Source organism: Streptomyces sp. NPDC002574 (genome assembly GCF_042889545.1).
Taxonomy (GTDB): domain Bacteria; phylum Actinomycetota; class Actinomycetes; order Streptomycetales; family Streptomycetaceae; genus Actinacidiphila.
In genome coordinates this window covers 1-23,582 of the sequence record NZ_JBIARB010000027.1, presented here as the reverse complement: position 1 = coordinate 23,582, position 23,582 = coordinate 1, and the positions used below count along the sequence as shown (strand labels likewise).

Annotated in this window: 19 protein-coding genes and 1 pseudogene; 12 read left to right on the top strand and 8 right to left on the bottom strand. The window is 70.6% G+C overall.

Annotated features, from left to right (window positions below; genetic code table 11):
* Positions 1-10: 10 nt before the first annotated feature.
* The 6 genes from ACFYXS_RS38900 (at position 11) to ACFYXS_RS38875 (ending at position 8,019) form a co-directional block, all read left to right on the top strand.
* On the top strand, positions 11-1,252 hold the full coding sequence (locus tag ACFYXS_RS38900; protein WP_389256534.1) for an SGNH/GDSL hydrolase family protein: 1,242 nt from the start codon (positions 11-13) through the stop codon (positions 1,250-1,252).
* A 314-nt stretch (positions 1,253-1,566) separates the two neighbouring features.
* Positions 1,567-2,487, top strand: a complete 921-nt coding sequence (locus ACFYXS_RS38895; RefSeq protein ID WP_389256533.1) for a carbohydrate ABC transporter permease — start codon at positions 1,567-1,569, stop codon at positions 2,485-2,487.
* A 2-nt stretch (positions 2,488-2,489) separates the two neighbouring features.
* Positions 2,490-3,428 carry a carbohydrate ABC transporter permease gene (locus tag ACFYXS_RS38890; protein ID WP_389256532.1) on the top strand — a complete coding sequence of 313 codons (939 nt, stop codon included), beginning with the start codon at positions 2,490-2,492 and terminating at the stop codon, positions 3,426-3,428.
* A gap of 112 nt (positions 3,429-3,540) precedes the next feature.
* The gene (locus tag ACFYXS_RS38885; protein ID WP_389256531.1) at positions 3,541-4,884 is read left to right on the top strand and encodes an ABC transporter substrate-binding protein; all 1,344 of its coding nucleotides are present in this window, start codon (positions 3,541-3,543) and stop codon (positions 4,882-4,884) included.
* 158 nt (positions 4,885-5,042) lie between these two features.
* Positions 5,043-6,095: a LacI family DNA-binding transcriptional regulator gene (locus ACFYXS_RS38880; protein WP_389256530.1), complete on the top strand. Its 1,053-nt coding sequence runs from the start codon at positions 5,043-5,045 to the stop codon at positions 6,093-6,095.
* A 175-nt stretch (positions 6,096-6,270) separates the two neighbouring features.
* Complete coding sequence (locus tag ACFYXS_RS38875; protein ID WP_389256529.1) at positions 6,271-8,019, top strand: beta-galactosidase family protein; 1,749 nt, start codon at positions 6,271-6,273, stop codon at positions 8,017-8,019.
* Positions 8,020-8,185: 166 nt separating this feature from the next.
* Here ACFYXS_RS38875 and ACFYXS_RS38870 read toward each other — a convergent pair whose 3' ends face one another.
* The gene (locus tag ACFYXS_RS38870) at positions 8,186-9,055 is read right to left on the bottom strand and encodes a D-alanyl-D-alanine carboxypeptidase family protein (protein ID WP_389256560.1); all 870 of its coding nucleotides are present in this window, start codon (positions 9,053-9,055) and stop codon (positions 8,186-8,188) included.
* Positions 9,056-9,500: 445 nt separating this feature from the next.
* Between ACFYXS_RS38870 and ACFYXS_RS38865 the strand changes: the two genes are divergently transcribed.
* Positions 9,501-13,697: a carboxypeptidase regulatory-like domain-containing protein gene (locus ACFYXS_RS38865; protein WP_389256528.1), complete on the top strand. Its 4,197-nt coding sequence runs from the start codon at positions 9,501-9,503 to the stop codon at positions 13,695-13,697.
* 91 nt (positions 13,698-13,788) lie between these two features.
* On the opposite strand, the gene ACFYXS_RS38860 is transcribed toward ACFYXS_RS38865, so the two are convergent.
* A complete protein-coding gene (locus tag ACFYXS_RS38860; protein WP_389256527.1) occupies positions 13,789-15,057 on the bottom strand; it encodes an MFS transporter in 1,269 nt (422 codons plus the stop codon).
* A gap of 59 nt (positions 15,058-15,116) precedes the next feature.
* Between ACFYXS_RS38860 and ACFYXS_RS38855 the strand changes: the two genes are divergently transcribed.
* A complete protein-coding gene (locus ACFYXS_RS38855; RefSeq protein WP_389256526.1) occupies positions 15,117-16,106 on the top strand; it encodes an ArsR/SmtB family transcription factor in 990 nt (329 codons plus the stop codon).
* Between the two features lie 15 nt (positions 16,107-16,121).
* Here ACFYXS_RS38855 and ACFYXS_RS38850 read toward each other — a convergent pair whose 3' ends face one another.
* Together ACFYXS_RS38850 and ACFYXS_RS38845 are read right to left on the bottom strand one after the other, a co-directional pair.
* Positions 16,122-16,598 carry a hypothetical protein gene (locus tag ACFYXS_RS38850; RefSeq protein WP_389256525.1) on the bottom strand — a complete coding sequence of 159 codons (477 nt, stop codon included), beginning with the start codon at positions 16,596-16,598 and terminating at the stop codon, positions 16,122-16,124.
* 87 nt (positions 16,599-16,685) lie between these two features.
* The gene (locus tag ACFYXS_RS38845; RefSeq protein WP_389256524.1) at positions 16,686-16,955 is read right to left on the bottom strand and encodes a hypothetical protein; all 270 of its coding nucleotides are present in this window, start codon (positions 16,953-16,955) and stop codon (positions 16,686-16,688) included.
* Between the two features lie 87 nt (positions 16,956-17,042).
* Here ACFYXS_RS38845 and ACFYXS_RS38840 point away from each other — a divergent pair.
* A pseudogene (locus tag ACFYXS_RS38840) lies at positions 17,043-17,195 on the top strand (DUF2199 domain-containing protein); the annotation flags it as partial.
* 27 nt (positions 17,196-17,222) lie between these two features.
* Here ACFYXS_RS38840 and ACFYXS_RS38835 read toward each other — a convergent pair.
* The 4 genes from ACFYXS_RS38835 to ACFYXS_RS38820 all read right to left on the bottom strand — a co-directional run bounded on the left by ACFYXS_RS38835 (position 17,223) and on the right by ACFYXS_RS38820 (position 20,479).
* Complete coding sequence (locus ACFYXS_RS38835) at positions 17,223-18,128, bottom strand: NAD-dependent protein deacetylase (RefSeq protein ID WP_389256523.1); 906 nt, start codon at positions 18,126-18,128, stop codon at positions 17,223-17,225.
* 100 nt (positions 18,129-18,228) lie between these two features.
* The gene (locus ACFYXS_RS38830) at positions 18,229-19,149 is read right to left on the bottom strand and encodes a helix-turn-helix transcriptional regulator (protein WP_389256522.1); all 921 of its coding nucleotides are present in this window, start codon (positions 19,147-19,149) and stop codon (positions 18,229-18,231) included.
* A gap of 100 nt (positions 19,150-19,249) precedes the next feature.
* Entirely contained in the window at positions 19,250-19,654 is a 405-nt protein-coding gene (locus tag ACFYXS_RS38825) for a nuclear transport factor 2 family protein (protein WP_389256521.1), read from the bottom strand.
* A gap of 204 nt (positions 19,655-19,858) precedes the next feature.
* A complete protein-coding gene (locus ACFYXS_RS38820) occupies positions 19,859-20,479 on the bottom strand; it encodes a TetR/AcrR family transcriptional regulator (RefSeq protein ID WP_389256520.1) in 621 nt (206 codons plus the stop codon).
* 180 nt (positions 20,480-20,659) lie between these two features.
* Between ACFYXS_RS38820 and ACFYXS_RS38815 the strand changes: the two genes are divergently transcribed.
* The 3 genes from ACFYXS_RS38815 to cofG all read left to right on the top strand — a co-directional run.
* Positions 20,660-21,277, top strand: a complete 618-nt coding sequence (locus tag ACFYXS_RS38815; protein WP_389256519.1) for a flavodoxin family protein — start codon at positions 20,660-20,662, stop codon at positions 21,275-21,277.
* Between the two features lie 106 nt (positions 21,278-21,383).
* The gene (locus ACFYXS_RS38810; RefSeq protein ID WP_389256518.1) at positions 21,384-21,830 is read left to right on the top strand and encodes a nitroreductase family deazaflavin-dependent oxidoreductase; all 447 of its coding nucleotides are present in this window, start codon (positions 21,384-21,386) and stop codon (positions 21,828-21,830) included.
* Positions 21,831-22,043: 213 nt separating this feature from the next.
* Positions 22,044-23,582, top strand: a 1,539-nt coding sequence (gene cofG / locus ACFYXS_RS38805) for a 7,8-didemethyl-8-hydroxy-5-deazariboflavin synthase CofG (protein ID WP_389256559.1), incomplete at its 3' end; no start/stop codon positions are given.

Sequence of the window (23,582 nt, the reverse complement as noted above, 5' to 3'; positions counted from 1 at the left end):
AAGGCAGACAATGTTCCTCCTCAAGGCAAGAACGATGCCGGTGCTGGCGACGGTGGCCGCGGCCGTGACCGCGCTGATGGTCGCCGCGCCGGCCGCACCCGCCGCACCCGTCGCGGGCAGCCGAGCGTCCTCCGGCCGGCTGCTGTCGGCATGGTCGCCGAGCATGACCGTCGGCGGCCCGAACTTCGACAACCGGACCGTCCGGATGGTCGTCCACTCCAGCATCACCGGGCACGGACTGCGTATCCACCTGTCCAACCTGCGCGGCACCACCCCGCTCACCGTCCGGACCACGAGCGTGGCCGCCCAGGCGGACCGTGCCACCGCCGTCCCCGGGACCCGGCACCGGGTCACCTTCGGCCACCGTACCTCGGTGACCATCGCCGCCGGATCCGAGGCCGTCAGCGACCCGGTGCCCATGGCCGTCACCGCCGATCACAACCTCCTGGTCAGCATCTACCTCCCGAACGCGACGAGTTCCGCCACCTGGCACTCCGACGCGTTCGACACCACCTACCTGTCCGCGGCAGGCGACCACACCGCGGACACGGCGGACGGCAACTACATCACGGCCACCACTTCCTGGTACTACCTGTCAGGGCTGGACGTCGTCTCCCCCGACGCCCGCGGCACCGTGGTCGCCTTCGGCGACTCCATCACCGACGGCTACAACACCCCGGCAGGGGCGTACCACCGCTGGCCCGACGACCTGGCCCGGCGGCTGGCCGGCACCCGGCCGATGGGCGTGGTGAACGCCGGCATCGGCGGCAACCGCGTCCTGACCGACGTCCCCAACATCTGGCAGGGCGTCAGCGCAACCAAACGCTTCGCCCACGACGCGCTCGGCCAGGCCGGGGTACGGGACGTGATCCTGATGGAGGGCATCAACGACATCGGCAACAACGCCGGGCCCGGCGGCGGCCCGCTCACCGCTCAGGACCTGATCAACGGCTACCGCACCCTGATCGGCCAGGCCCACGCCGCGGGCGTCCGGATCATCGGCGGCACCCTGCTCCCCGACAAGGGAGCCGACTACTACGGCGACTCCGCCGAGTCGATCCGCCGGGCGGCCAACCAGTGGATCCGCACCGGCGGTGCCTTCGACGGTGTCGTCGACTTCGACAGGGCCCTCGCCGACCCCGCCGATCCCTCCGCCCTCAACCCGGCCTATGACTCCGGCGACCACCTCCACCCCAACGAGGCCGGCATGCAGGCGATGGCCGACGCCGTCGACCTCGACCTCCTGCGCTAAGGCGTCTTTTCACCGCGACACGATGTCGCCGTCGTGCCGGGGCAGTCGCAAGAGGACGAACCGACTGCTCCGGCCGGCGGGGGACATCCGGTGACCGTGCGGCCGGCCCCACGCCGACCTGCACGGACGGGATCGTCATCACATCCCGGAGAAGAACCGCCGAACACCTCTTGACGCCTCCGACAGCCGGTGCCAACATCACGTCATCCAAATGTTTGCGTAAACGTGCGACCGAGCGGCCGATGATGTTTACGCAACCATCCGGGGCTCCGCTCATCTGCGGGGCCCCGCACGACGACGTGAGGGATGGGATCATGGCAGCCATATCGCCGCCGTCCGGTACCGGCGGGGCGGCGCCTCCCCGGGCGCGCAGGGGCCGACGCTGGCTGGGATGGGGCTTCGTGGCGCCATTCATGATCTTCTTCGCGCTGGTCTTCCTCGCGCCGATCGGCTACTCGATCTACCTGAGCCTGTTCCGTGACCAGCTCATCGGCGGCACGTCGTTCGTCGGTCTGGACAACTACACGCAGGCCTTCCAGGACAGCCAGTTCTGGTCCGGACTGGGCCGGGTCGCCCTGTTCCTCGCCGTGCAGGTGCCGATCATGCTGGGCATCGCCCTGTTCGTCGCCCTCGCGCTGGACAGCGGCCGGCTGCACGGGCGGAACTTCTTCCGCATCACGATCTTCCTGCCCTACGCGGTCCCGGCCGTCGTGGCCACCCTGATGTGGGGCTTCATGTACGGCGACCGCTTCGGCCTGGTCGCCAACATCAACGACACCTTCGGGGCCTCGCTGCCGAACCCGCTCTCGCCCAGCCTCGTGCTGGCCAGCATCGGCAACATCGTGACCTGGGAGTTCGTCGGCTACAACATGCTGATCTTCTACTCGGCGCTGCATGTGATCCCGCACTCCCTCTACGAGGCCGCCGAGATCGACGGGGCGAGCCAGATGCGGATCGTCAGGGCCATCAAGATCCCCGCGATCCGCGGGGCGCTGGTCATCGCGACGATCTTCTCGGTCATCGGCAGCTTCCAGCTGTTCAACGAGCCGAGCATCCTCAAGCCCCTGGCGCCCAACGCCATCACGACGTACTTCACGCCGAACCTCTACACCTACTCGCTGTCCTTCTCCGGCCAGCAGCACAACTACGCCGCGACGGTCGCGATCGTCATGGGAGTGGTCACGATGATCGTCGCCTACGTCGTGCAGCTGCGCGGCATGCGGAAGGAGGCGTGACCATGGCCCAGTCCAGCACCAGCACCCTCGCGCCCGTACGGCAGCACTCCGGTTCCGCGTCGACGGGGCGCGGCGCGAGCCGGCGACGCTCCTCCGACCGGCCCAGGCGCAACGTCCTGCTCACCGTGCTGACCGCACTCGTCGCGGTGTACGCCCTGATCCCGCTGGCCTGGCTGCTGATCAGCGCCACCAAGACCCAGAAGAACCTGCTCGACTCCTTCGGGCTGTGGTTCAGCGGCGACTTCGCCCTGTGGGACAACATCCAGCAGACCCTCACCTACAACGACCACATCTTCGTACGGTGGTTGCTGAACACCCTGCTGTACGTGGTGGTGGGCGCGGGCGGGGCGACCTTCCTCGCCGTGCTGGGCGGCTACGGCCTGGCGAAGTTCGACTTCCCCGGCAAGCGTGCGGTGTTCGCCGTGGTCATCGGCGCGGTCGCCGTGCCGGGTGCCGCGCTGGCCGTGCCCACGTTCCTGATGTTCAGCAAGATGGGCCTGACGAACACGCCCTGGGCGGTCATCGTCCCCTCGCTCATCTCGCCCTTCGGCCTCTACCTGATGTGGGTCTTCGCCTCCGAGGCGATCCCGGACGAACTGCTGGAAGCGGCCCGGGTGGACGGCTCGGGCGAGATCCGCACCTTCTTCAGGATCAGCCTGCCCCTGCTCGGGCCGGGCATCATCACCGTCCTGCTCTTCACCGTGGTCGCGACCTGGAACAACTACTTCCTGCCGCTGATCATGATCAAGGATCCCGACTGGTACCCCCTCACCCTGGGACTCAACGCCTGGAACGCGCAGGCGGCCACAGCCGGTGGGCAACCCGTCTTCAATCTCGTGATCACCGGGTCACTGCTGACCATCGTCCCGCTGATCGCCGCCTTCCTCTTCCTCCAGCGCTTCTGGCAGACCGGACTCGCCGCCGGCAGCGTCAAGGAATGATCACCGGCGCCGCGCAGGCGCCGTGTCCACCCCTGCAGGCCTCTCCCCGGCACACCCATGCGGTGCGCCGCGGGCGGCGCCGCAATTCATCACCACAACGAAGTGAGATGCGATGACGAACAAGCCACTTCGGCGCACGGCTCAGGCGGTCGCGGTGCTCTGCGCGGCGGCCCTGTCCCTGACCGCCTGCGGTTCCTCCGACGACTCCGGATCCGGGGCCAAGGCCGCGGACGCCGGCAGCGTCGAGGCGGCGCTGAACAAGGGCGGGACCCTGACGGTGTGGGCGTGGGAGCCGACGCTGAAGAAGGTGGTCAGCGACTTCCAGGCCACGTACCCCAAGGTGAAGGTGAAGCTCGTCAACGCCGGTACCGGCAACGACCAGTACACCGCGCTGCAGAACGCCGTCCAGGCTGGATCGGGCGCCCCCGACGTGGCGCAGATCGAGTACTACGCGCTGAGCCAGTTCGCACTGGGCAAGTCCGTCACCGACCTGAGCCCCTACGGCGCCAAGGACCTGTCCAAGGCGTACTCGCCGGGCCCGTGGAACGCCGTCTCCATCAACAACGGCGTCTACGCCCTGCCCATGGACTCCGGGCCGATGGCGATGTTCTACAACAAGAAGGTCCTCGACAAGTACAAGATCAAGGTGCCCACCACCTGGGACGAGTACCTGACCGCGGCCCGCACGCTCCACAAGGCCAACCCCAAGGCGTACATCACCAACGACACCGGCGACGCGGGCTTCGTCACCAGCCTGATCTGGCAGGCCGGCGGCCACCCGTACACGGTGGACGGCACCAACGTGAAGGTGAACTTCACCGACGCCGGCACGAAGGCGTTCACCGCCGTCTGGCAGAAGCTCGTCTCCGAGAAGCTGCTCGCCCCGATCAGTTCCTGGAGCGACCAGTGGTACAAGGGGCTGGCCGACGGCACCATCGCGACCCTCAACACCGGTGCGTGGATGCCCGCCAACTTCGTCTCCGGCGTTCCCTCCGCCTCGGGTGACTGGCGCGCCGCCGCGCTGCCGCAGTGGCAGGCGGGCCAGACCGCCAGCGCGGAGAACGGCGGCAGCTCGCTGGCCGTGATGGAGGCGAGCAAGGACAAGGCCCTCGCCTACGCCTTCGTGAAGTACGCGGACAAGGACGCGGGTGTCCAGGCCCGCATCAAGGGCGGCGCCTTCCCGGCCACGACCGCGGACCTGAACTCCGACGCGTTCCTGAACACCGAGTTCCCCTATTTCGGCGGTCAGAAGGCGAACCAGGTCTTCGCCGACTCGGCGAAGAACGTGGTGCCCGGCTGGTCCTACCTGCCCTACCAGGTCTACGCGAACTCGATCTTCAACGACACCGTCGGCAAGGCCTACGTGTCCTCCACGCCGCTGCCCGACGCCCTGGCCTCCTGGCAGGACGCCTCGGTGAAGTACGGCAAGGACCAGGGCTTCACCGTCGGCAACTGACGCGCCGGCACAACCCCTGGCCGGCCCGGTGGTTCCGCGACGCGGGACCGCCGGCGCCGGCCCCCCGGGGGCCCGTGGACTGCCGATCCACGGGGTTCCGCCCCCATAGACTTCAGACCAACCAGCGGCTGTGATGTGTGACGAGGTGTACGACGGACGTGGACGGGACCGCACAGAACTCGGTGCTCGGAGCGCAGCGGCGACGGCGCGGCGCGTCGATGGCCGACGTCGCCAAGCTGGCAGGCGTCTCCGCGCAGACCGTCTCCCGGGTCTCCAACGGTTTCCCCGGCGTCCTGGAGGAGACCCGGCAGCAGGTGCTCGCCGCGATGAAGCAGCTCGGCTACCGCCCCAACAGCGCGGCGCGCGCCCTCAAGAGCGGTGAGTTCCGCACGATAGGCGTCATTCTCTTCAGCCTGTCCAGTACCGGCAACATGCGCACCCTGGAGGCCGTCGCGTCCTCCGCCGCGCACGAGGGGTACGCGACCACCCTGCTGCCGGTCACCGCGCCCACGCAGGACGGCGTGCGCGGTGCCTTCACGCGGCTCGGCGAACTCGCGGTGGACGGCATCGTCATGATCATGGAGGTTCACCTCCTGGACGCGATGACCGTGGCGCTGCCGCCGACGGCCCCCGTGGTCGTCGTCGACTCCGACGCCGGCGACCAGTACTGCGTCGTCGACACCGACCAGGCCAGCGGCGCGCGGGCGGCCGTCGAGCATCTGCTGGGCCTTGGCCACGGCACGGTGTGGCACATCGCGGGTCCCAAGGAGTCGTTCGCGTCCGAGCGCCGGGTCGGCGCCTGGCGGCAGGCCCTGGAATCCGCCGGCCGCGACGTGCCGCAACTGCTGCGCGGTGACTGGTCGGCGGAGTCCGGCTACGAGGCCGGACTGCGGATCGCGGCGGATCCGGCCTGCACCGCGGTCTTCGTCGCCAACGACCAGATGGCCCTCGGTGTGCTGCGCGCGCTCAACGAGCGCGGCAGGCGCGTGCCGGAGGACGTGAGCGTGGTCGGCTTCGACGACATCCCCGAGGCCGCCTCCTTCATGCCGCCCCTGACGACGATCCACCAGGACTTCGCCGAGGTCGGCAGGCGCTGCGTCGAGGGCGTGCTGCGCCAGATCCGGGACGACGTCGCGGAGCAGGGCACCACGTTGGTGCCCACCAGCCTCGTGGTCCGCGGCAGCACCGCGCCGCCCCCGGCAGACCGGTGAACCGTCAACCCATGAACTTGTGAACTCGTGAAGTGCCAGAACCTCATCGCCGCCCTCGCGCCCGGTGATGGCAACGCAAACATCCCGTCCCGGACCCCGACGCGGACACGCCCGGGAACGCCCCGCGGCCGCACTACCCGCACATGATCCCGACTCCACTGGAGGAGCCCCCGCCATGCCCCTACTGCGGACAGAAGGGAACGAATTCCGCCTCGACGGCGAGCCGTTCCGCATCATCTCCGGTGGCCTGCACTACTTTCGCGTCCACCCCGAACAGTGGCGGGACCGGCTGCGCAAGGCGCGCCTGCTCGGGCTGAACACCATCGACACCTACGTGCCGTGGAACCTCCACCAGCCCCGGCCCGACGAGTTCCGCGCCGACGGCGGCCTGGACCTGCCCGCCTTCCTGGCACTCGCCCAGGCCGAGGGGCTGCACGTCCTGCTGCGCCCCGGACCGTACATCTGCGCCGAGTGGGAGGGCGGCGGCCTGCCCTCCTGGCTGCTGGCCACGCCCGACATCCGGCTGCGCACCGCCGACCCGCGCTACCTCGAAGCCGTGGACGCCTTCCTCGACCGGCTGCTGCCGCTCGTCACGCCCCACCTTGCCACCCATGGCGGCCCCGTCCTGGCCGTACAGGTGGAGAACGAGTACGGCGCCTTTGGCGAGGACCCCGCCTACCTGACGCACCTCGAGGCGAAGCTGCGCCAAGGCGGTGTCGACGTACCGCTGTTCACCTGCGACCAGCCGGCCGATCTCGCCCGCGGCAGCATCCCGGGCGTTCTGAGCACGGTGAACTTCGGCAGCCGGTCCGCGCAGAACCTGGCCGCGCTGCGCGAGCACCAGCCCGAAGGCCCCCTGATGTGCACCGAGTTCTGGAACGGCTGGTTCGACCGCTGGGGCGGCGTGCACGTCGTCCGCGACGCCGCGAGCGCCGCCGCGGACCTCGACGAACTGCTCACCGCCGGCGCGAGCGTGAACCTGTACATGTTCCACGGCGGCACCAACTTCGGCTTCACCAACGGCGCCAACGACAAGCACACCTACCGGCCGACCATCACCTCCTACGACTACGACGCGCCCCTGGACGAGGCCGGCGACATCACCCCCAAGTACCTCGCCTTCCGCGACGTCCTCGCCCGGCACACCGCCGTCCCCGACGGACCCCTGCCCGAGCCGTCGAAGAAGCTCAACCTCCTCGGCGTCCGGCTCACCGGGACCGCGCCCCTGCTCGGCTCCGCCGACCGGCTGGGCGAGGCAGTGGCCGGCCCCCGCCCGCTGACCATGGAGGAGCTGGGCCAGGACTTCGGCTTCGTCCTGTACGAGACCGAGCTCGCCGAGCCCGGCCCCACCCTGCTGCACTTCGACGGGATCAAGGACCGCGCGCAGGTCTTCCTCGACGGCGCCCCCGTCGGGACCCTGGAGCGGGAACAGCACGAGAGCGCGCTGGCCCTCACCGTCCCGGCGACAGGCGCGACCCTGACGGTGCTGGTCGAGAACCAGGGCCGGGTCAACTACGGGCAGGGCATCCACGACCGCAAGGGACTGACCGGGCCCGTCACGGCGAACGGCAGCGTGCTGACCGGCTGGCGCAGCAGGCCCCTGCCGCTGGACGACCTGTCCGGACTCGCCTTCGCCACGGGCGCCCCGCAGCCCGTAGGGCCCGCGTTCCACCGCGGCACCTTCGAGCTGGAGGCCGCCGCGGACACCTTCCTGGACCTGACCGGCTGGACCAAGGGCAACGCCTGGGTCAACGGCTTCGCGCTGGGCCGCTACTGGTCCCGCGGCCCGCAGCGCCGCCTCTACGTCCCCGCCCCTGTGCTGCGTCCCGGCACCAACGAGGTGGTGGTCCTGGAACTGCACGCCACCGCCCGGCCCGCCGTCGACCTGTGCGACACCCCGGACCTCGGGCCGCTGGAGGAGTGACGGCGACGATCCCCGCGGACGCGGGGCTCCCATCACTGAGGGGCACGACCGGGACGTCCCGGTCGTGCCCCTCAGCTCCGGGGCCTTCCCCGCTACCTGTCCGTCGCGGCCACGATCGGTCGCGAGGCGGACGCGGGCAGACCCCTCGTCATGCCGATGTGCCTGCTTACTTCTTGAAGCCGTAGTTCATCAGCTTCGTCGCGTCCGACGCACGGCTGGTCGCCGAGGGGGCGGCGAGAACGGTACCGATGACCGTCTTGCCGTTCCGGGTCGCGGCGAAGACCAGGCAGTACTTGGCAACGCTGCCGGAACCGGTCTTGATGCCGATGGTTCCGGAGTAGCTGCTCAGCAGCGTGTTGGTGTTGCTCCACGACATGTAGCGGTAGCCACCGGTCTTCGTGGTGACCTTCTGCTTCGTCGACTTCGTCTTCACGACGGTGCGGAAGGTCGCGTACTTCATCGCGCTGCTGGCGAGCTTGGTCAGGTCGCGCGGGGTGGAGTAGTTCGCCCCGCTCCCGATGCCGTCGAACGAGTCGAAGTGGGTGTTCTTCAGACCCAGGCTCTTGGCCGTCGAGTTCATCTTGCCGATGAACGACTTGACCCGTGCGGCCCGCGAGGTGCCGGTGCCGTACTTGTCGGCGAGGGCGTAGGCCGCGTCGCAGCCGGACGGGAGCATCAACCCGTACAGCAACTGACGGACGGTCACCTTGTCACCGACGATCAGGTGCGCCGACGAGGCGCCCTTGGAGACGATGTAGTCGCTGTACGCCTTCTGAATCGTCACCTTGGTGTCAAGGTTCAGATGCGGCTGGGCGAGCACGACGCGAGCCGTCATGATCTTGGTGGTGGATCCGGTGGAACGACGGGTGTCCGCGGCCTTCGTGTAGAGGGTCTTGCCGGTCCCGTTGTTCATCACGAAGCCGCCCTTGGCGGTGATCGTGGGCGTCGCGATCGTCGCGGCCTGAGCCGGGGCGACGAGCGCTCCGGCCGACATCACTGCTCCCGCAGTGATCGTCACCGCGGAGACGCGGGACATGTTCTTTATGCCGTTTTTCAAAGCGTATACCTCAAATGCTCCTATGGGCTGATGGCATGACGAGGCCATCCCACTAGAGACTCCTGAAGCAGGTAAAAGGATGCCCATCCCATCGTGAGAAATTTCTCAGTTCTTTCATGATGTACGCGAACGGAAATACCGAATCATCCGGATACGGGGGATTTACGACCGATGGATTCCCCCGGTCCGCTTCCGCCCCACCCCGCCGACCCCGACACCCCGCGTCCGGTGGGCAGTTGCTTCCCGGCAGACGACGGAGATCGCACTTCGCGCGGCGCTTTTGGGGCGTGTCACACATGCGACAGCCACAAAGCCTTTCAGGCGGGAGGGTTGAGGCAGTTTCATACGCCAGCGGTCCCGATCGGACCGCGACCGGGCGGGGACGTCCTCATCACCCGGTCACCTCGGCTTCAGGAGTAACTGCGTGCGTACGATCCGTCTCAGACCGAGCGGGCGACGTGGAGGTCGAGCCGCCACCGCGGTCACCGGCCTCGTGTCGGCAGCCCTCGCCGTCGTCGGACTCCAACTGCCCACGGCGGCACCCGCGGTCGCCGCGCCCTCCGCCAAGACGGCCACGGCCGTCCGGCAGTGCGGTGACCCCGCGCCCGGGCAGTTCACCTGCATGGCGATGCGCCGCACCGACCTGGCCGCTCGCAGGGGAGTGCAGCCGTTCTCCGCCACCCCGGCCGGCTTCGGCGCCGCCGACCTGCAGAGCGCCTACGCGCTGCCCGCCGACGGCGGCGCCGGCCAGACCATCGCGATCGTGGACGCCTTCGACGACCCGACCGTCGAGGCCGACCTGGCGGTCTACCGCGAGCAGTACGGTCTGCCCGCGTGCACGGCGGCCGACGGCTGCTTCACCAAGGTCGACCAGCGCGGCGGCACGCACTTCCCGGCCGCCGACCCGGGATGGGCCGGCGAGATATCCCTCGACGTGGACATGGTGTCCGCCGCCGCTCCCCACGCCCACATCCTGCTGGTCGAGGCGGACAGCCCCGGCTTCGCCGACCTGGGTGCCGCGGTGGACCAGGCGGTCGCGCTCGGCGCGAAGTACGTCTCCAACTCCTACGGCACCCAGTACGACAGCACTCCGGGCAGCGGCGAGGACCCCTCGGAACTCACCGCCATGGACCCCTACTACAACCACCCCGGTGTGGCGGTCGTCGCGTCCTCCGGTGACAGCAGCTACGGCGTGGCCTATCCGGCGGCCTCCCCGTACGTCACCGCCGTCGGCGGCACCGCCCTGGTGAGGAACTCCGGTACCGGCCGCGGCTGGAGCGAGTCGGTGTGGCACGGCCCCAGCGGCGGCGGCCCCGGTTCCGGCTGCTCGCTCTACGAACCCAAGCCCGCGTTCCAGACCGACACCGCGTGCGCCAACCGGACCGTCGCCGACGTCGCCGCCGTCGCCGATCCGGCGACCGGTGTCTCGGTGTACCAGACCTACGGTGCCGACGGCTGGCAGGTGTTCGGCGGCACGAGCGCGTCCGCCCCGCTCATCGCGGGCGTCTACGCCATCGCCGGCACCCCGGCCGCGGGGACCTACCCCAACGCCTACCCGTACGCCCAGGCCGGCTCGCTGAACGACGTGACCACCGGCAGCAACGGCGCGTGCACCCCTGCACCACTGTGCACCGCGGGCCCGGGCTACGACGGCCCGACCGGGCTCGGCACGCCCCATGGCGTCAACGCCTTCCGCACCGGCCCGCACGGCATGATCAGCGGCACGGTGACCGACAGCGGCACCGGAACACCGATCGCCGGAGCGACCGTCAAGGCCGGTGACAACACGGCCATTTCGAACGCGTCCGGCGCCTACCGGCTGGACATCCCGGTGGGCACCTACGACATGACCGCGAGCGTGTACGGCTACGCCACCGGCCGTGCCTCCGGCGTCGTCCTGGCCGACGGCGGGACCGTGGCCGAGTCCTTCAGCCTCGACGCCCTGCCCACCCAGACGGTCTCCGGCAAGGTCACGGACGGCTCCGGTCACGGCTGGCCGCTCTACGCGAAGATCACCGCCGACCGGGTACCCGGCGGACCGGTCTTCACCGACCCCGCCACCGGCGCCTACTCCTTGAAGCTCCCGCAGGGTGCCTCCTACACCCTGCACGTGACCGCCAACTACCCCGGCTACCAGGCAGTCGACAAGACCGTCGAGGTCGCGACCGCCGACCGGAAGCTGAACGTCCCGGTCCCCGTGGACCCGGCCGCCGCCCGGGCGCCGGGCTACGCCGTGCACCTGCACGGGCCGACCGAGGCCTTCGACTCCGCCTCGGGACCCACCGACGGCTGGAGCGCGGCCGACGCCGACGGCACCGACGGCGGCTGGACCTTCGACGACCCGGGCAGCCGCGGCAACCACACCGGTGGCAACGGCGGCTTCGCGACCGTCGACAGCGACTCCAACGGCGTCCAGACGCAGGACTCCTCGCTGATCTCGCCCTCGTTCGACCTCGGTTCGGCGACCACTCCCATCCTGGCCTTCGACACCGACTACGCCGGATGGGCGGGCAACACGGCGGACGTCGACATCTCGGCCGACGGCGGCGGCACCTGGACCACCGTGTGGGAGAAGAGCTCGATCTGGGTGCCCGGTCCGGCCCACATCGAACTGCCGCTCGACGCCTACGCCGGCAGGAACGACGTCCGGGTGCGCTTCCACTACACCACCTCCGACTGGGGGATGTGGTGGCAGATCGACGACGTCTTCCTCGGGCAGCGCACGTACGACCCGGTGCCCGGCGCGCTCCTCGTCGGCCACGTGACGGACGCCAACACCCGCGCGGGCGTCAACGGCGCCACCGTCACCAGCACCGACGCACCGGCACCCGGTGACCGCACCACCAGCACGGCCACGCCCGACGACCCGCAGGTCGGCGACGGCTTCTACTGGATGTTCTCGCACCTGACGGGCAACCACCCGGTGTCCGCCGTACTGTCCCACTACGCCACGGCCACCGAGACCGTGGACATCTCCCCGGACGCCACGGTCAGGCACGACCTTCCCCTCAAGGCAGGCCGGTTCAAGCTGACCCCGGCGTCCATCGCCAAGAGCGTGGCCTGGGGCAAGAGCGCCGGGCAGAGCGTGACCGTCACCAACGACGGCACCGCGCCGGCCACCCTCGACCTGACCGAGAAGGCCGGAGGTCTCACCGTCGAGCGGGCGGCGACCGCGGCGCGGCAGCAGGACGGTGCCCCGCTCCACCTGGTCAAGGGCTCCTACTCGCCGCTGAGGCTCACCTCGCCCGCCGCCGCCTCCAAGACGGCCCAGGACGACGCCACGACCCGCGCCCTGGGCACCCCTGGCACCGCCTGGCAGCCCGTCGCCGACCTGCCCACCGCCACCGGTGACAACGCCGTCGACACCTACCAGGGCACCGTCTACTCCGCGTTCGGCTCCACCGGGGGCCACGGCACCGCGGACCTGTACGCGTACAACGGCAGCTGGACCAAGCTCGCCTCCGCCGCCGACACCCGCGACGCCCCGGCGCACGGCGTGATCGACGGCAAGATCTACGCGGCGGGCGGCTGGGGCGCGGCCGGCAGCCCCGACGGCAAGCTGGAGATCTACGACATCGCGACCGGCACCTGGAGCACGGGGGCCACCATGCCCAAGCCGTACGCCGGCGCGGGCAGCGCGGTACTCGACGGCAAGCTGTACTCCGTCGGCGGCTGCTTCACCATCGGCTGCGGCTCCACGGACGTCTCCGTCTACGACCCCGACACCGACACCTGGTCGATGGCGGCCCCCTACCCGCAGCCGGTGTCCTGGGAGTCCTGCGGCACCATCGCGGACAAGCTCTACTGCTCCGGCGGCGAGGCCCAGCACGTCACCACCAAGCACGCCTACGTGTACGACCCGGCCACCGACGTCTGGTCTCCGGTGGCGGACCAGCCGACCGACGCCTGGGGCGCCTCCTACGCCTCGGCCAACGGCCTGCTGCTGATCCGCGGCGGCTCGGTCGCCAACGGCACCGCGCTGACCAACCAGGCGTGGGCCTACGAGCCGAACGAGAACACCTGGACCGCCCTGCCCAACGCCAGCACCTCGGTCTACCGCGGCGGCGGTGCCCTGGGCTTCTACGCGATCGGCGGCCTCACCGGCCAGGGCACTCCGGTCAAGACCTCCGAGGTCCTGCCCGGCTACGACCAGGAGCACGCCGCCGACGTCACCTGGCTGGCGGAGAGCACGAACAAGGTGACCCTCCAGCCGGGCGCCTCCACGACGGTCACCGTCGTACTCGACGCCTCCGTCCCCGAGATCACCCAGCCGGGCACCTACACCGCCGCGCTGATCCCGCGCAGCGACACCCCGTACCGGCTGGACCCGCTGGGCGTCTCTCTGACCGTGAAGCCGCCCGCCACGTGGGGCAAGATCGCCGGCACGGTGACGGCGTCCGGCGGCGGCCCGATCACCGGCGCGACGGTGCAGGTCTCCACCTGGGCCACGCACTACACGCTGAAGACGGCCGCGGACGGCAGCTACGCACTGTGGCTCGACACCCGCAACAACCCGCTCCAGCTCATCGCGGCCAAGGACGGCTACCAGCCGCTCGCGGTCACGGTGAAAATCAAGAAGGGAGCGACGACCGTCCACGACTTCACCCTGCTGACGAGCTGACCCGCACGCTCCGCCACCGACCCGAGACGTCCCCGCCGCCGGTGCCCCCGGTGGCGGGGACGCCTCGTTCCCGCTGCCGGGGACACGCCGGCTACCGGCCGACGGGTTCGGGGGGCGTCGTCGGGGCGGCGTCGACGGTCACCGGGGCGCGGGCGCCCGCGCCGTGGGGCAGGCCGCGCACCGCGGCGGAGGCCAGCGGAGCCAGGACCGCCGTTGCGTAGACCACGCCCGCGACCGCGGCCACCTGGAATCCCCCGAAATGGTCGGCGAGCGGTGCCACGCTCAACTGGCCGACGGGGATGGCGATGTACGACAGCAGGTCGTCGAAGGAGGACACACGCGACAGTGCGTGCGGCAGGACGTGTTCCTGCAGCGAGGTGTCCCAGCCGACGGACGCCACGGAGGAACCCAGCCCGGCGGTGAAGGCGGCGGCGATCAACCAGGGGGCACGGAGGTGCGCACCCAGCACCAGGAGCGGCAGCGCACCCAGCACGCTCACCAACTGGCCCAGCCGGAGCAGGTGGCGGACCGTCAGCCGGTACATCAGCGCGCTCATCACGAGCAGGCCCGCGCCACGGGCGCTGAGCACGAAACCCCAGGCCGCCTCGCCGTCGGCCTGCCGGGTGAGCTCGGGTCCCAGGATCTGCCAGGTACCGACCTGCACCAAGTTGACCACGCAGAAGGCGAGCGACACCGTCCAGACCCACCGGATCCGGCGGAAGGCGTCCCAGCCCTCGCGGATGTCGGTGAGCAGGCCGACCGAACGGCGTTTGTCGGAGGGCCCGTTGAGCGGGGCCAGGCGTGTGAGGCACGCGGCGGCAAGGAGGTAGGTCAACGCGTCGAAGGCGATGGCCGGCCCTCCGCCCATGGCTGCCACCAGCACGCCCGACAGGCTCGGCCCGAGGATCTTGGTGGCGTTGCGTACGGATCCCAGCAGCGCGTTCGCCTGCCGGAGCCCGTCTCCCGGGACGAGTTGGGGCAGGATGCCGCGCAGGGCCGGCGTGGTGAAGGCGGCGAGGACGCCGTTCACGAATCCCAGAGCGGCCACCGGGAGTAGGGCGTAGCGGCCGGTCAGCAGCAGGGCGGCCACACCGCCCTGGGTGAGGGCCGAGCCCAGGTTCGCGGCCACCAGCAGGGTGCGGCGCGGAAGACGGTCGGCCGTGGCTCCGCCCACCACCAGGAACACCAGCAGCGGCACCATGTAGGCGGTGAGGACCACGCCCAGGTCGCCGGGGCTTCCCGAGGCGTCCAGGACGGCGAAGGCCAGCGCGACCGGGGCCATCGCACTCCCGAGCAGGGACACCGACTGCGCGGTGAAGAACCAGCGGAAGCCCTTGTTCGCAAGGAGGGGTGAGAGCACGCACCGCAGTCTGCGGAAGGAGCCGGGCCGGGCACTATCGTTTCGGCAGGAGGCGAAAGATGACCCTGCTGCGGATGAGTTCCCTGGCCCTGTCGCGGTCCCGGTTCGCGCTGTCGCCGCTCGCCGAGACGCTCGCGTCCACGATGGTGCTGGGTTCCGCGCACGCCGACCCGTGGCTGGCCCCCTGGCACGCCCGTCATCACGGCGCGTTCCTCGCCACCCTGGACACCGACCCCTTCGCCAAGGGGCTCGTCCGGTTGCTGAGCTCCACCAAGTGGATGCCCGGCCACGTCGTGATCCCACCCACCGGCGGCATGCGCACCGTCCTGGACGACGAGCTCGCCCACGTGGCCGCCATGCCCGACGCCCAGGTGCGGGCCGAGTTGGAGGAGTCCGTGGCGCACAGCTGGGAGCGGCACACGCTGGACCAGTGGCTGACCGGACGCAACTGGGCCACCAGAACCGCCGACCTGTTCCGCCGCACCTGGACGGCCCATGTCGCCCCCGACTGGCCCCGCCGCCGGGCCCTGCTGGAACGGGACGTCACCTACCGCGCGGGACTGCTCGCCGCCTACGGCTGGCCCCGCGCCCTGGAGCGGATGAGTCGTCGCAGCGCCTGGGTCGGCACCGACGCCATCCGCTTCAGCGACCGGCCCTCCCCGGACCGCTTCGTCGGCGAGGACGGCATGCAGTTCATACCGATCGCCGCCATTTCCGCGGGCACATGGCTGTGCGAGGCCCCACCGGCCTCCTATGCGCTGGTCTACCCGGCCCGCGGCAGCGCCGCCGCCGACCCCGGCCCCGCACCCGGCCGGGCGCTGGCGCGATTGATCGGCACCGGACGTGCCGCCATCCTCCACGAACTGCGACGCCCCGCCACCACGAGCGAGCTCGCCGCCCAACTCGGCCTGTCCCTCGGCACCGTGGGGGGCCACCTGACCGTGCTGCGCGACGCGGACCTCGTCACCGGAACGCGGATCGGCAGACGCGTCGTCTACCACCGCACCGCGACCGGCGACCTCCTCACCGGCCGGCACCAGGACCGCTGACGTCGGTCCCCCCGCTCAGCCGCTCTTCGCCGCCTCGACGGCGCGCCGCAGGTTCTCCCTGAACGACGCCCCGGCGGGATCGTCGCCGAGGGCAAGGTGCAGCGACCCGGCCTCGGACTGGTGCGACCAGCGGGCGAGGACCGACACTCCGCTGTCACGTGCCCAGTGCGGATCGACGTCGGTGACCGTGATCTCGCCCAGTCGCGCGGAATGCGCCGTGACGCCGCCGCTGTATGTGACGGCGACCAGCAGATGCCGGGGCAGCAACACGGCCGCCGTCAGCGTCTCGGGCAGGGCCCTTCCCCCGAGCAAGCGCCCGAGGCCGGTGCGGCGTCGGGGGACGCTGCGGGTCTCCACGCAGCAGACGGCGGCTGCCGCGACGTCACCGAGCAGTTCGCTCTCGGCCTCGGCGAGGATCGCGGTCCGCAACCCGGAATCCAGATGCCCCACCGCGCACCCGCGGCTCGACCGGTCGTACAGCTGCTCCGCCATCCGCGCATCGTAGCCGCGCTACAACTCCCGTACAGCCGCAATGCCCTGGCCGCCCGGGGGTGCCACGGCGGTCCGCGGTGTGCCGACTCAGTTCCCTCGGTCCTCGGCCATGCCGACAGCGAAGGGGAACGACTCCAGGACGCTGCGCCGCGCCGGATCCTGCTCCGCTTCGGCCAGGTCCGCGAGCGCCTGCACGAGCCGTGCGCGTTGATCTGGCGGCAGTTGCAGCAGCACCCCGCCGACGCCCTCCATCATCTTCACCGCGGAGTCGGGGTCCACTTCCTCGTCCCCGCAGCTCTCCAGCCACCACACGACGTCGACAAGCAGTCCGGCGAGCGCCGGCACGAGCGGATCCATGACACCCATCCGTGCAACCTAGCCGATCCCTATGACAGGGCGTCCCCGGCCGGACCTGTCGTCACAGGTGATCGGTGGGCTCGCACCAACCTCAAGACCAACGCTCACGCCAGGCCGGTGTGCAAGCGCCCCTTCATCGAGCCGGAACCCACCGACCACGCGCTCGCCGTCGAACAGCGCACCGGGATCACGCGGGACCGCGTCCGAGAGATCGCCACGGCCGTCATGCATCTGTCCTGAGGAGGTCGGTCACCGGATCCCCGCCGGTCATCCCGCCTGGGCGGTCTGTCCGTCGACGGGGATGTCCAGGCGGCCGGCGACCGTGGTGAGCGCCGTTCCCAGCGGGAGGGCGACGCGGGTGAGGGCGTACCGATCGCCGCGGGTCGCGTCCCGGTTGACGATCAGCACCGGCTTGCCGGCTCCGGCCGCCTGACGGACGAACCGGAGCCCGGACATCACCGTCAGCGAGGAGCCCAGGACCAGCAGCGAGGCCGCCTCGCTCACCAGCGCGCGGCATTGCGCGACCCGCGACGGCGGAACAGCCTCGCCGAAGAACACCACGTCGGGTTTGAGCACGCCGCCGCAGACCGTGCACGGCACTACGTGGAAGTCCCGTACCTGGTCGTCGGTGAGGTCGGCGTCGCCGTCCGGGTTGATGCCCGCGGCCACCGGCTCGAAGCCCACGTTGGCCTCCTCCAGTCGCCGCGCGAGTTCGCGGCGCGGGCTGAGGGTGCCGCAGGAGAGGCAGACGACCCGGGCCAGGCTCCCGTGGAGTTCGACGACGCCTTCGCTGCCGGCGGCCTGGTGGAGGCCGTCGACGTTCTGGGTGATCGCGCCGGAGAGCAGGCCGTGGCCCTCGAACGCGGCCACGGCCCGGTGCCCGGCGTTGGGACGGGCGCGGCCGAAGGTACGCCAGCCCAGGTGGCTGCGCGCCCAGTACCGGCGCCGGGCCTGGGCGTCGGCGGTGAAGTCCTGGTAGGTCATCGGGGTGTGCCGGCTCAGGCTGCCGCCCTCGCCCCGGTAGTCGGGGATGCCCGACTCCGTGGAGATGCCGGCCCCGCTGAGGACCAGCACACCGCCGGTGCTCAGCGCCTCGACGACCGGTTCCAGGTCCGTGGTGCCCGGCGGTAGGTCCTCGGTCGGGGTCCAGCTCAAAGTAGGGCGCATGCGCATGCCGCAAGGGTACGGAACGCGCTGCCGGTGCACGTTCCCGCCCACCGGCAGGGCGGCGCACGATGCCGCCGACGACCGGGCAGTACGACACCCGTGGGCGTCAGCCCCTCGGCGGGCGATCGGCCACGTGGCCGGTCGGGTTCCCGGAAGCCATGCCCGCGTCCTGGGCGTCGGCCGTCCAGTCCAGGAGCAGTCGCAGGGATTCCGCGGAGGCGCTGCCCGGCTCGGTGGTGTAGACCACGAGCGCCTGGGCGGGGTCGTCGGCCACCCGCAGCGTCTCGTAGGAGAGGGTGAGGTCCCCCACGACCGGGTGATGGATGCCCTTGGTGCCCGAGGTCCTGTCCTGTACCGGGTGCTGCGCCCACAGGTCCCTGAACTCCGGGCTCCTGGCGGCCAGATCACCGACCACCGATGCCAGCACCGGGTCGTCGGGGTAGAGACCCGCTTCCAGGCGCAGGTAGGCGACGCTCTCACGCGCGCAGGCGTCCCAGGCGGCGTACAGGGAACGGGAACGTGGATCGAGGAACGTGAGCTTGGCGATGTTGCGGTCCGCCGGCGCCATCCCCGCGAAGTCCCCCAGCAGGGCGGCCGCGGCGCGGTTCCACGCCAGCACCGTCATGCCGCGCCCCATGACGACGGCCGGGGTCCCGTCGAGGGACTTCAGCATCGAGTGGAGGATCGGCCTGGCGGTCTGGGCGCCGTCCCCGGCCGGCGCGGGGCGGCGGCGCGGAGGACGGGCGCCCGCGATGCGGTGCATGTGCTGGGTCTCGTCCTCGTCCAGGCGCAGGGCGGTCGCCAGTGCGTCCAGGATCTCGGGCGAGGCGCCGGTGACGCGGCCCTGTTCCATGCGCGTGTAGTAGTCGACGCTGATTCCCGCGGCTTTCGCCACTTCCTCGCGGCGGAGCCCCGCCACGCGCCGACGCCCGCCCGCGGCGGCGAGCCCGATGTCCCGGGGCGTGAGGCGTGAGCGCCGCGACGTGAGGAAGTCCTTCAAGTCGGTGGCCGGACTCGTCGTTCCCATGGTTCCTGGCACGTGATGTCCCATCGTGGCGCCGGCCTCGGCCGGGCGCGGGCCTGCTGGTAGGGGGTGGGCGTGATGGCGACGCACGGGCGCCGACGGGTCAGCGCTCCTCGGGGAAGGTGCCGCCGTACATCGGCAGACCGCTGAGGGAAGCGGCCCTGGACACCTCTTCCTCGATGACGTCCCAGTGCTCCGCGAGGACTCCGTCCCGCATGCGGATGAAGTCGGCCGCGATCCACGGAGCCGGCTGTCCGTGGCCGGTGAAGCGTCCGCGCACCATCACCATGTCGCCCTCGGCCATGATCAGGTCGAGCTCGTGGCGCAGCTCTCCGGGGAGGGTCTTGACCAGGTCGAACAGCCCTTCGCGGCCGGGTGCGATGTGGGCGCTGTGCTGGATGTAGTCCGGGGACCAGAACTTCTCGGCGACGGCGTAGTCCCGCTGGTTGAACAGGGTGTCGAAGGCCTCGCGGACGATCGCCTTGTTCCGGTCTTCGGTGGTGCTCATCTTGCGTGGTGCTCGCTTTCATGTCGTGAGGTCGCCGGACCCGGTAAAAACCGCTGCCGCTCGGTGCGCAGCCCGGCGCCACATGGTGATTTGTCTACTTATTGACCACCATATGTTTAGTGGTCCACCTGGTCAACAATCCGGGCGGACGACGGCACCCCGGAGCCCCGGTGGGACGGACCGGCATGCCGCGCCCCGCAGCGATCAGTTCTGCGCGGAGGACCCCGCTCGAGGGATCACGGCGACCGCCGAGCGCGCCGTCCGTTCGAGCGTCGCCGCGTCGACGCCCGCCTTGGCGATGGAGTCGATGCCCCGGATGACGCTGAGCAGCAGGTATCCCAGGGCGGAGGAGTCGGCGCGGTCGGCCGCCTCCCCCGCGTCCTGGGCGTCGCGGATCGTGGCCGCGAAGATGCCGGCGAGATCGTCGAACGCGCGGCGGGCCACTTGCGCCACCTTCTCGTCCTCGCCCGCGAGGTCCGCGGTGGCCTTGGTGAGGAAGCACCCGCGGTGCGGCGACTCTGCGGCGAAGGCGTCGGCGATCGAGACGAGGTAGTTCTCGAGCCGCGCCAGGGGCGAGCCGGGCGCGGCGTCCGGGGCGCCTCGCAACTGATCGCGGGCCTGGGCGACGAGGGCCTGGCAGTAGTCGGAGAAGACGCGCAGGTACAGGTCGCGCTTGTTGCCGAAGGCCTTGTAGATGCTGCCCTTTCCCAGCCCGGTCGCCTCCATGAGGTCGTAGGTGGACGTGCCCGCGAATCCCGTGGACCAGAACCGGTCGCGCACGACGTCCAGGACGACGGTCTCGTCGAAGCCTCGTTTTCTTCCCATGCCTCCACGGTACGGGATTGTGGTCCACTTGGACCACTACCCTTGAGGCTTCGCCCGGTGCACACTCAACGCTAGACCTGAACCCCCTTCGAGACTTGGACATTTTTTTAGGTTTGGATTCATTTAGAGATGTGGTCTACTTTTGAGACCGCAGTACATCGACTACCCAAGGAGTCCTGGATGTCCCAGGTTGTGTCCCCTCAGCCGCACGTCGCCGTCGCCTTCCACTCCGGATACGGACACACCGCCGTCCTCGCCGAAGCGGTCCGGCGCGGGGCCGAGAAGACCGGCGCACACGTGACACTCGTCGCGGTGGACGGCATCACCGAAGAGCAGTGGCACCAGCTGGACACGGCCGACGCGGTGGTCTTCGGGGCGCCGACCTACATGGGCGGCGCCTCCGCGGGCTTCCACGCGTTCGCCGAGGCCAGCAGCGGCAGGTACCTCAACGGCACGTGGGCGGACAAGATCGCGGCCGGCTTCACCAACTCCGCGTCCAAGAGCGGGGACAAGCTCAACACCCTGAACTTCCTGGCCGCGTTCGCCGCCCAGCACCACATGATCTGGGTGGGTCTCGGGCTGGCCCCGGGCTGGAACGCCCTTCAGGCGAGCGAGAACGACCTCAATCGGCTCGGGTTCTGGGTCGGCGCGGGTGCCCAGACCCCCCAGGACGGGGGCGTCGAGACGGTGCACGGGTCCGACATCGCCACCGCCGAGCACCTCGGGGCGCGGGTCGCCGCGCAGGCGGCCGCCCTCGCCGCCGGCCGGACCGCCCTGGCCGGGACCACCGCCGCCTGACCCGTCGCCTCCCAAGGCCGCCCGGGAAACATCTTTCGATCCGGAGCACGGGGCCCTCCCCGGTCCGTGCCACCAAGAAGACACGAAGAGACAAGGAGAACCATCCATGCCCCTGCACGGTGAGTACGAGCCGAGCGCGACCGAGTGGGTGCGCGAGCAGGTCGCGCAGTACGAGGCCACCGACGGCGCCGAAGGCGGGACCTTCCTGGACCTGCCGGTCGTCATCCTGACCACCAAGGGCGTGAAGTCCGGGAAGATCCGCAAGATGCCCCTGATGCGGGTGGAGCACAACGGCTCCTACGCGGTGGCGGCCTCCAACGGAGGCTCCGACACGCACCCCTCCTGGTACCGCAACGTCGTCGCGCACCCACAGGTCGAGGTGCAGGACCGCGCGGTCAGGCAGGACATGACCGCGCGTGAGCTCCACGGCGAGGAGAAGGCCGAGTGGTGGAAGCGCGCGGACGCCGCCTACCCGCCGTTCGTCGAGTACCGGGCCGGGACCGAGCGCGACATCCCGTTGTTCGTCCTGGAACCGCTGACGGACCAGGGCTGACGCGGCCCCGGCCCCCGGGGGGAGCGCAGCGGCAGGCAGCGCTCCCCCCGGGCATCGCAGCCGAGCGCATCCGGCTGCCCTCCGCCGGACCGTCCACGAGTCCTTCCCCCTCTCGACTCGCAGGTGCCGTCTCGCCCCCCCACACACAGGAAGTCCCCGAGCACCATGACCAGTTACCACGAACCGGCCCCTGGCGGGCCGACCGCGAACAGCATGCGGCGGGCCCTCAAGCGGGCCTCCAACGGCGTGGCCCTCGACACCGACGAAGCCGCGGTGCTGCTCCAGGCAGGCGGCGACGATCTGGCCGGCCTGATCGCCACAGCGGGACGGATCCGCGACGCGGGCCTGGAGGCGGCGGGACATCCCGGAGTGATCACCTACTCCCGGAAGGTCTTCATCCCGGTCACCCGTCTGTGCCGGGACAAGTGCCACTACTGCACCTTCGCGACGGTGCCCGGCAAGCTGCGACGCGCCGGGCACGGCATGTTCCTGTCCCCGGACGAGATCGTGGAGATCGCCCGGCAGGGCGCGGAACTGGGCTGCAAGGAGGCACTGTTCACCCTCGGTGACCGTCCCGAGGACCGCTGGCCCGAGGCCCGGGAGTGGCTGGACGCGCACGGCTACGACGACACGCTCGCGTATGTGCGCGCCATGTCCATCCGCGTCCTGGAGGAAACGGGGCTGCTGCCGCACCTCAACCCCGGGGTCATGAGCTGGACGGACTTCCAGCGGCTGAAGCCGGTCGCGCCGTCGATGGGCATGATGCTGGAGACCACGGCGACCCGGCTGTGGTCCGAGCCCGGCGGCCCGCACCACGGCTCGCCCGACAAGGACCCCGCCGTACGCCTGCGGGTGCTGGAGGACGCCGGCCGTTCCAACGTGCCTTTCACCACCGGGATCCTCATCGGGATCGGGGAGACGTACCAGGAGCGCGCGGAGTCCTTGTTCGCGCTGCGGAAGGTCGCTCGCGAGTACCGCGGCATCCAGGAAGTGATCATCCAGAACTTCCGCGCGAAACCGGACACGGCGATGCGCGGGATGCCGGACGCGGAGCTGGACGAACTGGCCGCCACCATCGCGGTCGCCCGTGTGGTGCTGGGACCGGCGGCGCGCATCCAGGCGCCGCCGAACCTGGTGGACTCCGAGTACGCGCTGATGCTGGAAGCGGGTATCGACGACTGGGGCGGGGTCTCCCCGCTGACGCCGGACCACGTCAACCCCGAGCGCCCCTGGCCGCGGATCGACGAGCTGGCCCGGCGCACCGCCGAGGCGGGTTTCTCCTTGCGGGAACGCCTGACCGTCTACCCCGAGTTCATTCGCCGCGGCGAATCGTGGCTGGACCCGCGGCTGCTGCCGCACGTCGCCGCGCTGGCCGATCCGGGGACCGGGCTGGCCCGTGAGGACGCGGTGGTGCGGGGCCGTCCGTGGCAGGAGCCGGAAGAGGCCTTCACCGCCACCGGCCGTACCGACCTGCACCGCACCATCGACACCGAGGGCCGCACCGGCGACCGGCGAGGCGACTTCGACGACGCCTACGGGGACTGGGACGCCGTACGGGAGAAGACCGCCGCGGTGGGCGTGCCCACACGTCTCGACGGCGACCTCCGTGCCGCCCTGGCACAGGCATCGAACGACCCCACGAAACTCACGGACGACCAGGCGTTGGCGTTGTTCCATGCCGATGGTGCGGCGTTGGACGCGTTGGCGCGGATCGCGGACGACGTGCGGCGGGACACGGTGGGCGACGAGGTG

Coding starts and splice junctions, on each gene's coding strand:
- ACFYXS_RS38900 (WP_389256534.1), top strand. CDS start 11: ATGTTCCTCCTCAAGGCAAGAACGATGCCGGTGCTGGCGACGGTGGCC.
- ACFYXS_RS38895 (WP_389256533.1), top strand. CDS start 1,567: ATGGCAGCCATATCGCCGCCGTCCGGTACCGGCGGGGCGGCGCCTCCC.
- ACFYXS_RS38890 (WP_389256532.1), top strand. CDS start 2,490: ATGGCCCAGTCCAGCACCAGCACCCTCGCGCCCGTACGGCAGCACTCC.
- ACFYXS_RS38885 (WP_389256531.1), top strand. CDS start 3,541: ATGACGAACAAGCCACTTCGGCGCACGGCTCAGGCGGTCGCGGTGCTC.
- ACFYXS_RS38875 (WP_389256529.1), top strand. CDS start 6,271: ATGCCCCTACTGCGGACAGAAGGGAACGAATTCCGCCTCGACGGCGAG.
- ACFYXS_RS38870 (WP_389256560.1), bottom strand. CDS start 9,055: ATGTCCCGCGTCTCCGCGGTGACGATCACTGCGGGAGCAGTGATGTCG.
- ACFYXS_RS38855 (WP_389256526.1), top strand. CDS start 15,117: ATGACCCTGCTGCGGATGAGTTCCCTGGCCCTGTCGCGGTCCCGGTTC.
- ACFYXS_RS38850 (WP_389256525.1), bottom strand. CDS start 16,598: ATGGCGGAGCAGCTGTACGACCGGTCGAGCCGCGGGTGCGCGGTGGGG.
- ACFYXS_RS38845 (WP_389256524.1), bottom strand. CDS start 16,955: ATGGATCCGCTCGTGCCGGCGCTCGCCGGACTGCTTGTCGACGTCGTG.
- ACFYXS_RS38835 (WP_389256523.1), bottom strand. CDS start 18,128: ATGCGCATGCGCCCTACTTTGAGCTGGACCCCGACCGAGGACCTACCG.
- ACFYXS_RS38830 (WP_389256522.1), bottom strand. CDS start 19,149: ATGGGAACGACGAGTCCGGCCACCGACTTGAAGGACTTCCTCACGTCG.
- ACFYXS_RS38825 (WP_389256521.1), bottom strand. CDS start 19,654: ATGAGCACCACCGAAGACCGGAACAAGGCGATCGTCCGCGAGGCCTTC.
- ACFYXS_RS38820 (WP_389256520.1), bottom strand. CDS start 20,479: ATGGGAAGAAAACGAGGCTTCGACGAGACCGTCGTCCTGGACGTCGTG.
- ACFYXS_RS38815 (WP_389256519.1), top strand. CDS start 20,660: ATGTCCCAGGTTGTGTCCCCTCAGCCGCACGTCGCCGTCGCCTTCCAC.
- ACFYXS_RS38810 (WP_389256518.1), top strand. CDS start 21,384: ATGCCCCTGCACGGTGAGTACGAGCCGAGCGCGACCGAGTGGGTGCGC.